This window comes from Streptomyces sp. NPDC048604 (assembly GCF_043199435.1).
Lineage (GTDB): Bacteria > Actinomycetota > Actinomycetes > Streptomycetales > Streptomycetaceae > Streptomyces.
On the sequence record NZ_JBICVX010000006.1, the window covers coordinates 327,835 to 341,299 of the forward strand.

General features: G+C 67.3%; 14 protein-coding genes and 3 pseudogenes. 6 read left to right on the forward strand and 11 right to left on the reverse strand.

Going from position 1 to position 13,465, the window contains the following annotated elements; genetic code table 11:
• The first annotated feature begins 247 nt into the window (after nt 1-247).
• Complete coding sequence (locus tag ACGFMM_RS15465) at nt 248-535, forward strand: hypothetical protein (RefSeq protein WP_393646794.1); 288 nt, start codon at nt 248-250, stop codon at nt 533-535.
• Nucleotides 536-658: 123 nt separating this feature from the next.
• On the opposite strand, the gene ACGFMM_RS15470 is transcribed toward ACGFMM_RS15465, so the two are convergent.
• On the reverse strand, nt 659-1,477 hold the full coding sequence (locus ACGFMM_RS15470; RefSeq protein WP_393646796.1) for an isocitrate lyase/phosphoenolpyruvate mutase family protein: 819 nt from the start codon (nt 1,475-1,477) through the stop codon (nt 659-661).
• Nucleotides 1,478-2,064: 587 nt separating this feature from the next.
• On the opposite strand from ACGFMM_RS15470, the gene ACGFMM_RS15475 reads away from it, so the two are divergent.
• Both ACGFMM_RS15475 and ACGFMM_RS15480 read left to right on the forward strand, forming a co-directional pair.
• Nucleotides 2,065-2,607 carry an SUKH-4 family immunity protein gene (locus ACGFMM_RS15475; RefSeq protein ID WP_393646798.1) on the forward strand — a complete coding sequence of 181 codons (543 nt, stop codon included), beginning with the start codon at nt 2,065-2,067 and terminating at the stop codon, nt 2,605-2,607.
• Between the two features lie 587 nt (nt 2,608-3,194).
• The gene (locus tag ACGFMM_RS15480) at nt 3,195-4,295 is read left to right on the forward strand and encodes a hypothetical protein (RefSeq protein ID WP_393646800.1); all 1,101 of its coding nucleotides are present in this window, start codon (nt 3,195-3,197) and stop codon (nt 4,293-4,295) included.
• 164 nt (nt 4,296-4,459) lie between these two features.
• On the opposite strand, the gene ACGFMM_RS15485 is transcribed toward ACGFMM_RS15480, so the two are convergent.
• A complete protein-coding gene (locus ACGFMM_RS15485) occupies nt 4,460-4,687 on the reverse strand; it encodes a hypothetical protein (RefSeq protein WP_393646802.1) in 228 nt (75 codons plus the stop codon).
• 305 nt (nt 4,688-4,992) lie between these two features.
• Between ACGFMM_RS15485 and ACGFMM_RS15490 the strand changes: the two genes are divergently transcribed.
• Entirely contained in the window at nt 4,993-5,478 is a 486-nt protein-coding gene (locus ACGFMM_RS15490; RefSeq protein WP_393646804.1) for a hypothetical protein, read from the forward strand.
• On the opposite strand, the pseudogene ACGFMM_RS15495 reads toward ACGFMM_RS15490, so the two are convergent.
• The 8 genes and pseudogenes from ACGFMM_RS15495 to ACGFMM_RS15530 all read right to left on the reverse strand — a co-directional run.
• Nucleotides 5,471-5,815, reverse strand: a pseudogene (locus ACGFMM_RS15495) (transposase); the annotation flags it as partial. The gene ACGFMM_RS15490 and the pseudogene ACGFMM_RS15495 overlap by 8 nt on opposite strands.
• A gap of 333 nt (nt 5,816-6,148) precedes the next feature.
• Nucleotides 6,149-6,493 carry a hypothetical protein gene (locus tag ACGFMM_RS15500; RefSeq protein WP_393646806.1) on the reverse strand — a complete coding sequence of 115 codons (345 nt, stop codon included), beginning with the start codon at nt 6,491-6,493 and terminating at the stop codon, nt 6,149-6,151.
• Between the two features lie 321 nt (nt 6,494-6,814).
• On the reverse strand, nt 6,815-7,261 hold the full coding sequence (locus tag ACGFMM_RS15505) for a DUF3592 domain-containing protein (protein ID WP_393646808.1): 447 nt from the start codon (nt 7,259-7,261) through the stop codon (nt 6,815-6,817).
• Nucleotides 7,262-7,639: 378 nt separating this feature from the next.
• The gene (locus tag ACGFMM_RS15510; RefSeq protein ID WP_393646810.1) at nt 7,640-8,071 is read right to left on the reverse strand and encodes a hypothetical protein; all 432 of its coding nucleotides are present in this window, start codon (nt 8,069-8,071) and stop codon (nt 7,640-7,642) included.
• A 455-nt stretch (nt 8,072-8,526) separates the two neighbouring features.
• Nucleotides 8,527-8,841: a hypothetical protein gene (locus ACGFMM_RS15515; RefSeq protein WP_393646812.1), complete on the reverse strand. Its 315-nt coding sequence runs from the start codon at nt 8,839-8,841 to the stop codon at nt 8,527-8,529.
• On the reverse strand, nt 8,801-9,313 hold the full coding sequence (locus ACGFMM_RS15520) for a zeta toxin family protein (protein ID WP_393646814.1): 513 nt from the start codon (nt 9,311-9,313) through the stop codon (nt 8,801-8,803). Before ACGFMM_RS15520 ends, ACGFMM_RS15515 begins: the two co-directional genes overlap by 41 nt.
• A gap of 171 nt (nt 9,314-9,484) precedes the next feature.
• Nucleotides 9,485-9,670 (reverse strand): annotated as a pseudogene (locus ACGFMM_RS15525) (hypothetical protein); the annotation flags it as partial.
• Nucleotides 9,671-9,723: 53 nt separating this feature from the next.
• On the reverse strand, nt 9,724-10,134 hold the full coding sequence (locus tag ACGFMM_RS15530; RefSeq protein ID WP_393646816.1) for a DUF6463 family protein: 411 nt from the start codon (nt 10,132-10,134) through the stop codon (nt 9,724-9,726).
• Nucleotides 10,135-10,314: 180 nt separating this feature from the next.
• Here ACGFMM_RS15530 and ACGFMM_RS15535 point away from each other — a divergent pair, with 180 nt between their 5' ends.
• The gene (locus tag ACGFMM_RS15535; protein WP_393646818.1) at nt 10,315-10,902 is read left to right on the forward strand and encodes a TetR/AcrR family transcriptional regulator; all 588 of its coding nucleotides are present in this window, start codon (nt 10,315-10,317) and stop codon (nt 10,900-10,902) included.
• A 674-nt stretch (nt 10,903-11,576) separates the two neighbouring features.
• Nucleotides 11,577-11,756 (forward strand): annotated as a pseudogene (locus tag ACGFMM_RS15540) (transposase); the annotation flags it as partial.
• Between the two features lie 75 nt (nt 11,757-11,831).
• Here the strand turns inward: ACGFMM_RS15540 and ACGFMM_RS15545 are convergent.
• Nucleotides 11,832-12,158, reverse strand: coding sequence for a hypothetical protein (locus tag ACGFMM_RS15545; RefSeq protein WP_393646820.1), 327 nt, complete (start codon nt 12,156-12,158; stop codon nt 11,832-11,834).
• Nucleotides 12,159-13,465: the final 1,307 nt, after the last annotated feature.

Genomic DNA, 13,465 nt, shown 5'->3' on the forward strand with positions numbered 1-13,465 from the left:
AGACGCCCCCAAGCCTGCACAGAACCGAGAAGTAGGACTTTGCCGCGGGTGTGTGAACCGGGGGTCCATCCAGGTCCCCAGCCGTGGCAGGATGGCGTCATGTTGATCCGAAAGGGCGATGCCGCGTAGGCGTCCCAAGGCCGTCCGTGCAGAGCGGTGGCGGCCACGATGGCAGTATCCGGTCCTGAGGGTCCGCGGTGTCTCCGCGCGAACTCGTGCAGCGATCCGCCGGGTCGAAGACCAGGAGATGTGGCCCAACGCGGTCGCTCATGCGCTCTATCGCTTCGAGTGGGCCTTCAAGCAACCTGGCCGCTACCTGAACGCCTCCGAGGCCTGCTCGCCTGGGATAGAGGTGGAAGACGCTCGTGACGATCTGGAGCGGGCGATGCTGCACCTTCCTCCCGGAGCCAAACGGGACTTGGGTCGACTGATCACGCGCATTGATGAGGAATTCGAACGCCGCACGTTGCCGGAGCCCAACCACATCGAGTGGGCAATGGACGGCTGGTGGTGGACCAGGATGCGTGAACGCTGACGGACCGGGCCTCGCGCCCTTTCCCTCCAATAGAACGACACCGTTACCCTCCGCGACCGCTCCCCGAGATCTGTGCCAGAACCGAATTCTGAGAACGGCCTGTCGTTGCGTCGCGTCGCACGGTCAGCGCGGGTTTGGGAACAGGCCGTTGAGCTCGGGGAAGGGGATGGCGTCGGCGAGCGGGTGGTAGTCGCCGCTGTCGTACAGCTGCTGCGCGGCGTGGCGGGTGGCGGTGTAGGCGGTCTGGGCGACGCCCGAGCCGAGGCTGACGCGGGCGACGCCGAGGCCGCCCAGCGCGCCGACGTCCGGTGCTCCAGGGCCGGCCATGACGTTCAGTGGCACAGAGATGCCCGAGGCCAGTTCCGCGATCGTGGCGGGGTCGGTGACGCCGGGGACGAAGATGCCGTCGGCGCCGGCGTCCACGTACCCACGTGCCCGCTCCAGGGTGTGCTCCAGACGGGTGGCGGGGTCGCCGAGGCCGAACAGGTAGGTGTCGGTACGGGCGTTCAGGAAGAGGGACACTCCCGCTCGTTCCGCCGCAGTCCGGGCCGCTGTCAGCCGTGCCCTGAGCTCGGCCGAAGGACGGGTTCCGTCCTCGATGTTGATGCCGACGGCACCTGCTTCCAGCACCCGCGCAATGGTCTCGGCGACCCCGGCTGCGCCCTGGCCGTATCCGCCTTCGATGTCGGCGGTGACCGGTACGTCGACCGCCGCGACAATGCGGGCAATCAGGTCCACCGCCCTGTCGGGGGAGAGGCTTTCCCCGTCCGGATGACCGAGCGACCAGGCGATCCCGGCGCTGGTGGTGGCGATTGCGGGTGCCCCTGCGGCCTCGATGACACGGGCACTCGCTACATCCCAGGCGTTGGCGAGCGCGAGGGGGCGCGCGGAGCTGTGGAGGGATCGGAAGTGCAGGGCCTTGTCCATGTGTGCTGTGGTCACATGCTCAGCCAACCAACCGCCCAGGCCTCTTGTCCGGCAGGAATCCGACACCATCGTCACCGGCCCTGATACATCGCGACCGACAGGATCGGCGATCAGCCTTCGTCATGCACTGCGCAGCGAACGCCACCCAGGCGTTCCCGAATCTCGGCAACATAACCGCCCTGTGAAACGGGGCGCTCTCACCGCCCGGTAAAAAACGTTCTCGAGACTCACACCTACAAATCCAGCAGGCAGTATCCGGCATCCGGTTGCAGGCGGCCTGCGACCCGGTGAAGGGTGATGAGCGACGCTGAGGATGAGCATGAGAGCGACATGCTGGTTGTCGCTGGGAACGGATGAAACGACCCCGGCAGCGGTCAGGCCGCAGGGGTCCTCGTGAACACGGTGTCGGCTTCGCGGTCACTCTGTCGCGTGTGTCTCGGTGATGGCAGTGCGGGTGGAGGACTCGTCGACGATGTCCTTCATCTCGGTGAAGGCGGCGATAAGGGACTGCCCATACATCCGGCCGAGGGCGCTTGGATCGGGTGTCGGTCTTGGTCAGTAGAGTCGCGGCGACCGCTGGCGCCATCGGAAGGATCTTCCCATTGCTGACCTATGACGACCTGGTCGAATGGGCGGGTGAAGAGAACGTCGCGCGGGCCGACGCCGCCTCCGTCGCAGGCTGGCAGGTCCCTGTGAACCAGACAGCCCTGCTCGTGAGCATCGGCATTCCAAGCACGGACCAACTCATCGAGGCAGCGGCGGTCCAGACGGAATCGGCCCCACAGTTGCTGACCCAAGACGGTAAGCAGCTGTACCGACTGACCGAGAACCGCCAGGGAGACCTGGTCCCCGACCTGCTGTGGACGTTCGGAGTCGAGCCCGTGACCGGCACGGTCTACTACGTCCTTCCCGACGGCGAAGCCTGGTTCGCGAACTCCAGCATCGCCCTGTGGCTCCAATCCCTGCACCACTACGGCCGGCACGTAAGCCAGTCCGAGATCCTCAACGACCCGGACGGGGATGAGGACGAGGCCCTCGCCGAGCTCCGCCAACTCGCGGCCGAGCTCAAGCAGATCGACCCGCCCGCGTTCGACGGGTACAACGGCTTCATCTGGGCGGAACTTCTCGACCGATGGCTCTGGTAGCCGTCCGTCGCACCTCGATGCCCCCGTTCCTGTTCACGGTGTCGTCGCACACGAAGAGGCAGCCTGGCCCCGGATGCGACGACAGCCCATGTGCACCGGGAGCGTCGCCGTCATCCCGCTTCATCACCACGCAGAGAGTCGTCCAACAAGGGGTGCCGACTTGCCGGCGGGGACACTGAACCCCACCGTCGCCCGGTGCAGGGCCGCACGGACGATGTTGGCGTGGCGGAGGGCCTCGCACATCCGCAAGGCAAGGTCGCCGACTTCCTCTGCACTGTCGAGTTGGAGGCCGCCGAGCGCGCCGCGCTCGACCCGGGCTCGCTGCTCCCTGTGGTGTCGTGCAGCGGGACGTCGACCTCGGGACTGGTGGGCTCGCATGTTGAGGTGTCGCGTATTCAATGTCTGCGGAGGAGTTCAGTCGCTCAGCGTGTGCTTCGCTCTCTAATGCGGCCGATGTGGCGACTTGAGGAAGCGTGGCGCGCCCACACCGTCCGCCCAGCCAGCCTCGCCATCAGCGCTCTGTGTCATTATGCGGACGCGCCCAAGGGGGAGTGGGCCGCGGTCTACTGATTGCCAGGGGGTTGGGGATGGGCGCGGGTAGGGATCCGGACGGCTCGTCCAGGTCTGACGAGGAGTGGGAGCGGTTTCTGCGCGAGTCGGTGGCGGGCGCCGCCGACGCGCCCAAGGAGCCGTCGGCGCGGGCCCGCGACGTGGCGAAGCGGCTGCGCACGGAGCCCGGCCACGGCCGGGAGGGCTGGCGCAGCTACACGCCCGCGCGGCCCAAGCGGCGCACGGGCTGGTACGTGGCCGGACTGCTGGCCTCGTTGGTGCTGCTCGTGGTGGCGCTCGCCCCGGGGCAGATGGTGAACCTGTTCGCCGGCGGCGACCCTGACTCCCCGCCGCTGGCGGCCGAGACCGCCCGCCCGACCCAGGCACCCCCGGCGGAGGCGGCCCAACGCCCCACCATGGACAAGCCGTTCCGCGGTTCGCCGGCGGCGAGCTGGGCGAGCGGAGCGGCAGGGATCACCGTGCCGAAGGCCGAGGCGGTCGGCTGGATGAGCACGGCCGAGGTCGAGCGGGCCCTCGCCCGCAGCCGGGACTTCCTCGTCGCGTCCGGCCTGGACCGCGGGGTGCTGCGGGGCGAGCGCCCCGAGAAGGCGATCGCACTGATCAACCCGCACCAGAAAGACGTCCAAGACCTTCTGAAAACCGCTTTCCGAACCCCGAGCGAGAAGAACGACCCCCTCCTCCTCTTCAGCCGCTTCCAGCCCTCCCGCACCCACCTCGTCGGCGACGTCGTGAAGACCCGGGGCCGGCTCACCTACCGGGAAGGCGAGCGCGGCGCGCTGCAGGTGACCGCCGACGTCACCTTCGTCTACCCGGTCACCCGCGCGGACGCGGGCGGCGACGACGAGATCGTGCGCACGATCGTCCGGCGCGAGTTGGTCCTGAGCTGGGACGACCCTGACAAGGTGATCACCGAGCCGGGTACGTTCTCGATCGTCTCGTACAAATACGACATGACCAACGGCGGCTGCAGCGCCCCCACGGGCTACTTCACCCCGCCCTTCGGCACGGACCGCCGGGCGGACGAGGCCGGCACGGAGGTCGACCCGTACGACCGCAGCGCGCCGGTCGGGCGGGGCGAGTCCTCTGCGGACGAGTGCGGGAGGGCGACGCGGTCCTAGCGCGGCCTTGACTGGTGGCTCGCATGTTGAGGCGTCGCGTATTCCTCGTTGAGCTCGGTCCTGATGTCACCGTGTGGTCGCCGGGGGCGTATCGGCTCCAGGTTCCTGCGGCCTCGGTGCCCACACACGATGAGTTGTCGCGCCGCTCCAGCTGGCATGTCTCGTCACTCCGGAAAAGTGAAGCCCAGTTCGCGCAGGCGGGGCAGGCAGGCTTCGAGGCACTGCTCCACCGACGCAGCATCGGTACGCACGAGGACGTCGTCACGCAACGGGGCGCCACTGGCCACGAACGTCCAGGGCTTCCGCCTCTCTGCCATCCGCTCAGCATCAGCCTTGAACAGCACGGTTATGCCCTGTTCGGCCAGCGCCTCCATGATCGCGACAATGTCCACCGGTGACCCCTTCAGAAGTGGCTCGAACACACCACGGTGAATCTATCCGTCCGAGGACGGACCACGAACACTGGCCTCGCCACTCAGAGTGACCAACGAGAGCCGTCCAAGCTGGAAGACGCGACACCTCAACATGCGGGCCTACCAGTCCCGAGGGCGGGCGTCCCCTTCGACGACTCCGGCGTCCATGAGGTCTCCGGTGAGGTCGGAGCGGAGCCCGATGAGGGTCCAGAGCGGGGGCCCCTATGTGTTTGGTCAAGGGAAACGGGGGTGCGTTGGGTCGAGGAGCCGGGCAGCATGACGGGGTGGCTGATCTGCTGTGGGATGACGTGAAGTACTTCTTCGACCTGGACTTGATGGGGTCGTTGCCGGACGTGCGTGTTCCGAATGTCTCGGTGGAGGACTGGCAGGCGGTCCTCGATCTTGTTGCGGAGAGGGGCTGGAAGTGCCAGTACTCCGAGGGGGAGACGGTGCTTCCGGTGCCCCGGGCGGAGGCCGTGCTGTCCCGTCCGGCGGATGCCGAGTGCCCGGTCCTGCGCGTCTGGCCGACTGCCGATGTGTTGGCGATCTTCCGTTTTCATGCCGACGATGAGGTCGACTTCGACGTCGACCTGCGGGAGTTGCAGGGCCAGGAGCGACTTGATGTGTTCTGCGGCTTCCTTCGGGAGATCGGGCGGCGGCTGGGCGAACCGGTGCTGATGGACCCGGAAGGCGACTCCGGCCATCCAGTGCTCGGCTTCGACGTTGAGGCCGATCGAGTCGTTGTCCTCGCAGACCCGCAGGTCAGGTGACTGCAGCCGACGGCTGCGGTTCGTAGAAGGTTCCGTTGCGGAGCATCGCGAACAGGGCGTTGGCCCGGCGTCTGGCGAGGCAGAGCAGGGCTTGGGTGTGGTGCTTGCCCTGGGCGATCTTCTTGTCGTAGTAGGCCCGGGACGTGGGGTCGCCCAGGGCGGCGAACACTGAGAGGAAGAAGGCTCGTTTGAGCTGCTTGTTTCTTCTCCGGCAGGGCTGTTCACCGCGGATCGATGAGCCCGAGCTCCGGGTCGCGGGTGCGAGGCCCACGTAGGCGGCGAGGTGGCCGGCGGTCGGGAAGGTGCTGCCGTCGCCGACCTCGATCAGGATCCGGGCTCACCGGCCAAAACCGCCATGGCGCCTCGGACTTGGGCAAGCCTCCTGGCGTCATCGCCCACCGTGCCCGCGGCAGCCGCACGGTGCTGCTGGCACCGAGGCACCGACCGGCCACGTCGGCCTGGCCGCTGCATGACGCCCTGGCGCTGCTCGCCCATGTCGGCCGAACGGCCATCGGTCACCGCCACGGCCTAAGCGCACCCCGGCATGCGCCGATCGACGTACTTCCTCGGCCACTGGTCAGGGAGCGCCCACGAGGAGAGCAGTGCGAAGTGGGCCAACCTCTGCGGCCTGACCAGACACACCCTGAGCTTCGTCGGGCTGGAACCACGGCTACTTGGCCAGGCTAATAAGGTCATCGATGCTTGTGACGCCCACGAGTGCGAGTGCAGAGACGGAGAGTCCCACCATCGTGGTCCAATACGTCGCGTTGGTGCTTTTCCCGGCCTCTACGTCACTACGCAAATGCTGAGCGGCCTCCGTGAGTGCGTAGAAGGGGGCCAAGAAGAGAGCAAGGCCGATCGCGATCTCCGGCAGTGAGGGTTTCTCGCCCTCGCGTAAACCCATGGCGGACAGCACCTTGGCGGCCAGAACGGCCCCGACCACAAGCCCAATGACGCCGAAGAGGATGTCACTAAGATCATCCTTTTTGTTCTGATTGCTGTTCTCATCCGTCACGTCTGGATCCGCCCCCCGGTAACGTCCGATCAAGGGCCGAGTATCCAGGCTGACTGCTGCGCACTCAAGCCGACCTGGTATGCGTACGGCCTCCCGGAACAGGCCGGATCCTCCGGCCGCCAACTCACGCGCTCTCGCCAGGTGAAGCGCTCAGTCACACTGCGGATGGCAAACGATGAGCGGAAGGCCGGACCGATCGGTGGCGAGGTGAATCTTCGAACTGTTTTGCCGCGATCGGTCTGATCGGGGGCCCAACCAACCCCCCGTGCAGGGAGGTTGACTTGGTCCGATACGAATCGAGAGCGGGGCGCGCCGGTGGCCTCACCACCAGTCGTGGGACGCTCCGAACCCCCAGAGCATCAGCAGCGTCATCAGCCCGATGACGACCGCCAGGACGGCCGGGATCACCAGCGCCCGCCAGGCCCCCGGGCCGGCGATCGTGGCCCGCTTTTCGGGGGCCGCCGGGTCGTACGACACCCGCACCGGCGCCCCCTCCTCGAAGCCGAAGGCGCTCGGTGAGGGGTCGGTGAAGCTTATCTCGCGGCCGTCCGGGGTGCGGAAGGCGTAGACGTACTCGGTGGCGTACGAATTATCCATGCCGGACCGTTCCAAAACCCGGCGCTCCGCGCACCACCCATCCGCCCGAGCCCCGAGGCGTACGAGCCGCAGGACCCGGGCGAACCGCAGTGCTGACCGCACCGCGAAGAAGCCGGCGAAGAGTCCGAAGAGCAGCAGGAAGGTCGGTGTGCCACCCGGCAGGATCTGCATCGTCGTTCGCCCCAGTCGCTCTCGTACTCGGTCATGTGTGTGCTCGGTCCCGGCTGCTTCACAGTGACGGACTCGACGAAGGAGTTCAGCTCATCGTCCGTGAGCGCGCTCTCCACCGCGTTGATCCGCACGAGGAAGGGCACACCCTTCGAGCCCACCCTGCCACCATGACACCGTCCGTCTCGGTCCCCTTCGCCGGGTCCGTACCCGACCGCTGGATCACACCGGCTTTCCCTATCTGTTCTTGGACGCCACCTACGTCAAGGCCGGCATTACCGAGGGCTGATCCCCTGCCTTACGGCAGGGGACACGATCGACTGGAACCGAGGTTGCGATGCCGGCCCATGTGCAGCTCACCCGGCCGGCGGCGCTGTCGGGTCAACTCGCCGGGCTGGTCGGGACGCAGTTCGGATAATCGTTGTCCGGATCGCCGATGGCGGTCCAGAGCTTCAGGACCTTGCCTTGCTTCAAGGCGGCGTAGGAGTCGGGCCGTCGCTCAAACTCTTGGGGGTGAGCGGCGGTGCCGGAGCCCACGGGGTGAGCGACGTCGAAGGTCACATAGAGGAAGCTTTGCTCCTTGTTGGAGCTTTGCCTCCATGTGCCTGTTCCGGACCAGGCCAAACTGTCGTACCAGCTGACGGAGACGCAGATTTTATCGGCGGTGAACGTCCCGTCCTGCTTCAGCGTGAGGGTGCCGCCGTCGGCATCGGTCCACGTGGTCGCAAGTTCGGCCGGCTTCAGAATGACCGGTTCGCCTTCGGGCGGCGGCGTGACGGTGAGCCTGCCGCAGGCCGTCAGGGCGAGGGCCATGGCAAGCAAGATCAGCGCAGTGCGACAGCAACGCAACACACTCCACCCCTAACGGGTTCCGGAGGCCGCGTGCGCGACCGGTGCGCTCGCGAGCGCACGCCGTACCCTGGCACACTGTCTGAACACGTTCAAGTCTTGGTCGTTTCGGCGGCCACTCTTCATGAGGTGCGAGGCGTTACGACAGCGAAGTACCGCAACCACAGCGGCCGATCGCGGTCGGGCCGCAAATAGCCCATGGATCACCTTCTTCGCGAACCGTTTCCTGGCCCAGCGCACGCGACGGTCCATGACATCACCACTTGACGCGACGGGCACCGCGACAGGTTGCTGACCGACCAGGGCAGTGACCCTTCGCCTCACTTCGTTGTTGATTGAACGGTGTGAGGAAAGTGGAGCAAAGAGCATGTGTGGGCCACGCCGACCGTCAGGTCGGCGGGGCCCGGTGATCACGGACCTCAGCTGTGGGCCAATTGGTCAGCCCGCACTTCGAACTCGATGCGTCCGTCGAGTGACTCCAGTCCCCAGGGGGCGACGGAGATCTTGACCGTGTCCGCCGTGCCCGAGCTGTTGCCGCTGGTCAGGATGCCGCAGAGGATTGCCACCTCGACGGGATAGCTGGAGTCGGAGTGCAGGTCCTCACCGCTGAAGACGGGCCACTTGTCGATGAAGGTCCATTGCTGGTGGTGGGCGTCGGTGAAGCGGACTTCGACCAGGCCGGGCTGGGGTTCGTCATCGACCCATCGGACCGCTTCGCAACGCAGGAAGACCATGGGCAGACTCTGCCATCACGGCCTGCGGTCGGCAGCCGGGTTTCTCGGCTGCGCTCCTCGCGCACGCCCAGGCCGACGACCTCCACCCGACAGCCAGCCGCGGCGAACTCCCCGCCGTCGCCACCGTCATCTCCGGGTCCCGGAACGCCCCCTCCAGCAGCAAGCTGTACCCGTTGTCGCGGGCGTGCTCGATGCTCATCCGCCCCCAGGTGCCGGAAGCCTGCCCGGTCGCGTTCGGGAACAGCTGCGGGTGCTCGGCGAGCAGCTTCTTGTACTGCGGTTGGAAGGGACGTAGCTCGTCGCCGGTGAGGGGGACGAGCTGCCCGTCGGCGTGCCGCTGCTCGACGACCGTGGTGGCCTGACTCTTGCCCGACGCGGGCTGCCCGCCGAGGAGGACCAGGACGGGCGACTCCTGCACCGCGTGCCGGGCGAAGACGAAATCTCGAACGTGTTCCTCGAACCGCTTCCGCAACTCCTGCAGGGGCGCTGGCGACATCGCCGCGAAGCCGTAGCCGCGGGGCTGTCGTCGAGCTTGCGCTGCTTGTAACGCCGGGGGGTGCGGGAGTCCTTGTGCGTCAGCAGGTGGGGAAGGCGGACGAAGTGGGACCGCCCACCCCCTGAAAGGTCGTTCTCGTCCGATGTTTCATCCCGAGGTGGGCTGCTTAGCAGGCTTTGGGTCGCGCCAGGAGATCGTGTTCTCGCCGGTGAGACGGCGGGCCATGAGGTCGGCCATTGCGAGGTGAACGATGACTTCGGAGCGGGTCGGGAGGGTTTTGTAGTCGCGGGCCAGTCGTCGGTGGAGCATGAGCCAGCCGTAGGTCCGCTCGCACGTGGTGTTCGGCGGGTCCGCGAAGTGCAAACTGTCACTGGAGCCGCCCCTGTTCATGCTCGTGGAAGCCCGGCCTCGGGCGCGAGGTCGTCGCGGCGGGAGCGGCGCGCCCCGATCAGGAGCAGGGCGCAGGCGAGCAGGAAGATCGGCCAGGGCGTGAACGGGAGGATCACGGCGTCGACGACGGTCCAGCTCCCCAGTGTCCAGGCGATGAACGCCGGCGGGTTGATGCCGCGGCGGTCCAGCCACAGCACCGTCAGGCCGACGAGGATGAGCGGTATGCCGAAGCTCTCCAGGCTCAGCCAGTACGCGCTGCCCGCCGGGCTCATGTCGGCGAGGTCCTCGTTCCACAGTCCGCCGCTGAACCACGTCCCGGCGTGGCGTGCGGCTTTCTCCACCGTCAGGGCGCCGAGCGTGTGTGCGGCTCCGCATAACGTGATGATCCAGCCAGCCCACTTGATCACCCGAGTTCTCCGTTCGTGTCGCGAAGCCGCGCGGTGCGACTTCGTAGCGGTTGTCTCTGCGTAGCGGAGCAGCGATCTCCGAAGCCCTAGTTCCGAAACCGTCGTTCCGATACTCGCGTTCCGTATCATGCAGCCATGACAGTGGGAAGACAACGGGGTGGACGCCCCCGAGACAGTCGCGTGGATCACAAGATCCTGCAGACCACCCGTGAGCTGATCGACGAAGTCGGCTACCCGGCCCTGACCGTCGACCAGGTCGCGACGCGCGCCGGAGTGGGCAAGGCGGCGATCTACCGCCGCTACGCCTCCAAGGCCGAGATGGCGTTCGTCGCCACCATGCATGGGCAGCAGTTGCCCCCACCGGCAGGCACCGGCTCCTTGCACGGGGACCTGCTGGCGCTGGTCCGCACGTTTCACGCCCGCATGGCCGCCCCGGCGGCCCGACAACTGGCACCGGCCCTGATCAGCGAACTCGCCGGCAATCCCGCACTGGATGCCCGGTTCCAGGACACCTTCCTGGCCGCCGAACAGGCCGCCGTCGCCGAACTCATCGAACAGGCCGTGGCCCGCGGCGAGCTGGCCGGGACCGTCGACCCCGCGATGGCCCACCTGCTGCTGCTCGGCTCCCTGGCGTCCGCCCTGTACATCCTCAACCTGCCTGTCGACGACGCGATGGTCACCGACCTCGCCGCCGCCGCCACAGCAGGAATCACCGCCCTGGCCGACCGGTGCCACAGCGCCCCGGGCGGAGCCGCCGAGCCGCGCTGACAGGGCCGATCGGTAAAAGGGACTGTCGGCAACCTCGCCGCCGCTGGCCACGGGATTCAGCGCCCGGACGCGTTCGTGGGCGAGTTTCCGCAGCATCGCCGCGCCGGCCGCTACAGCGCCGAGATGCAGTGTCCCCGCGGCACTGCGGTGTTCCGGTGGTGTGAAGCCGGCGGGCTCTGCCAGCGCTGAGTACAGGATGAACGGCAGCTTCCAACTGCTCCATGCGAACAGTGAGCCCGACCCGACCCAACCGACCACCAGGGGCAGCCAGCGGGGCAACCGGGGAAAGTGCGCCCGCACGATCACCCAGATTGCGGCTGACACGGCGAGGGCCCAGAACCCGGAGACAGCTCCGAGCGTGTACCCGTGGGTGGTTCGCTCCGTTGGGTGCGCGATTCCCACGGTGCCTTCGGCCGCCCAGTAGAGCCAGACCAGGCCGACCACCGCACCGACGACAGCGGCCCACGGCGGCGCGGCCCGTGGTGCGTCGCCGACCCGCCCATTGAACGCTTGCGGCCAGCGATTCCGTAGATATGCGGGGATCGCGAGGGCCAGGCCCAGCCCCATCCCCGGGAAGCTGAATTGGATCAGTGTGCCTTCCCAGTCCGGCCTGACCGGGTCGTCGCCCCCGCCGTCCTGCGCGTCGCCGCCGGCATGCAGCAGCGTACTGAGCACGCCGAACGGCAGCATCGAGACTGGGCAAGGTGCGCTGGGTGGTCGAGCGCGCCTTCGCCCGGCTGCACCAGTTCAAGCGGCTCCGCATCCGCTACGAACGTCGCGCAGATCTTCACCAGGGCCTGCTCGAACTGGCCTGCAGCCTTGTATGTCTTCGCCGCCTCCGAACTTCATTCTGAAAGATCAGTAAGGGGCGACGCATCGAAGTTGGTGGCAGGGTGGCGAAGTCGGGTTCCTGCCCTTGCGAGCTGAACTCAGGTGAGGTCGAAGGTGACGCTCACGGAGCCGTCCCAGTCCGGTGCCTCCACGAGCGTGAGGGTTCCATCCTCGGCCTCGACGACTCGCACCGTGATCCCGCCGCTGTCCTCACCGGGAAACGCAATGGAGAAGTGGGGATCCATCTCCATGAGGAAGTCCCAGCCCTCGCGTTGGGTCGCGTCAAAGGCGTTGGCATGCCGACCGGTTGCCCGCCACGTGCCGACCGCGTCGACAGTGACAGTGATGTCGATGTCGTACATCTCAAGGCAAGTCGACTGATTGGCCCACCATTCGAGGCGGCCCTGACCCACGAATCGATCCATGAGCACACTATGCAACTGTGCAGGCCGACCGGGCGAGCCTGCACGGCTGCCGGCCGTCGTGGGGCAGGCCGCGAGACAGAACTGCATGGGGCAGACCGGACAGGTCCTCGCCTCATCCGGCGGCGCCCCATACGACTTCGCCGCCTCGCGACCTCACTCTGAAACCATCAGTAGGTCTTCTGTTTGATGACGCTGCGAATTGTGTTGCGAGAGTGCCCGGACAGCACGTTGCGCTCCGCTTCCGGGCGACCGAAGCCACCGATGTCCGCGGGCTTGTCCTCGCCAGGGTGCCCTGGAGTGGCGGAACACCGGCCCGCCATCCGGTACGGCCGTGTCCGTGCACGAAACTGTGCCCCACGGCGACAGCCTGGACGCGGATCCTGCTGCGTTCCGTACCGAGGCACCCAACGCCTCATGCCGGTCCACGTCTTGTGTACCTGGCTGGAGAGAAGAAGGGAGGGACGGCTGGCTCGGAGCGGCCACCTATTCCAAAAGCGGGTGCCCAAGACCGGCGACGTCCGCTCCTTCGGGCTGTATGGAAGCCCGCGCGGAGCCGGCCAGCCACCCGCTGGCCGTCGAGGTCGGCTACGGGATCTTCGCCCACCGCGACGAGGGCTTCGAGCCGGAGTGGCCGCCGGGGTGACGGGCGTCAGGCAGACCATGCGGACCACGGCGGAGGGACGCCCGCCGTACTCTACTGACACTTCGTCTCGAAGCGCGTTTCAGGAAGAGGATGTATATATGGACGCCCAGTTGAGACTTGCGGCGATAGCGGAACTTGCCACAGCGTGCCCCAAGCCTCCGGAGGGGGAGCTTCAATGCCCCTGCAACAGCCACTGGCGAGGGAGCCTGGAGGCATGGCCCTGCCGCCTCACTCAGATCGCCAACTTCATCAGGGAGCACAGCCAGTACCCCGACGCCACCAGGGAAACCGCAGCCGACCTACTCGCCGCCATGTCGACGGGACCGGACGGAGAGCGGCTCCCTCCCTGTCGGCGCCCTGGACCGGACAGCTGGACCATCCTCCCGCAGGGCGGCTCCTTCTGCTCACTGCCGCGCGGCCACTCGGGGAAGCACTGGGAGTCGGGTGCGCCGCGGCCCTGGAGCAATAGCGACGATTAGTGTGTGAGGCAGCGCGGGCGGCCGGCCAATTGGCGAGGTCGCCCGCAATCCGGTCGATCAGCCGCTTGACGCGGCCGACGGCGGCCTTGAGGTCGCGGCAGGCCTCGGCACGAAAACATGCCTCGACTGTGCCTCGGGCAGGCCATGAGTACGAGCGGCTTTGCGTCTCTTGGCCGGTGAGGGCG